The following is a 269-nucleotide window of genomic DNA, read 5'->3' as shown; positions in this document are numbered from 1 at the left end:
AACCTGAGCGTGACCGTCACCGGGACCACCGGTGGTGATTTCGAGAAGCTGGATGTCAGCAAGACGCCAGCCGTGACTCAGGTCACCGACACCATCGACACCACTACCGTGACCCTGACCGCGACATCTACCGTCGCCGAAGGCGGCGTGGTGACTTACACCGCATCGGTCAACCACAAAGTCACCGGTTCGGATCTGGTGGTGAAGTTGGCCAACGGCCAGACCATCACCATTCCGGTTGGCGAATCGTCGGCTTCGGTACCGTTCAC

General features: G+C 60.2%; 1 protein-coding gene. It reads left to right on the top strand.

What is annotated here, in order from left to right; all coding sequences use genetic code 11:
* A partial coding sequence (locus C6A77_RS25205; protein WP_133295920.1) for an immunoglobulin-like domain-containing protein occupies positions 1 to 269 on the top strand: 269 nt, incomplete at both ends.

This window comes from Pseudomonas sp. AFG_SD02_1510_Pfu_092 (genome assembly GCF_003331055.1).
Taxonomy (GTDB): Bacteria; Pseudomonadota; Gammaproteobacteria; order Pseudomonadales; family Pseudomonadaceae; genus Aquipseudomonas.
The sequence above is the reverse complement of the archived record's forward strand: the minus strand, read 5'-3'. Positions and strand labels throughout refer to the sequence as shown.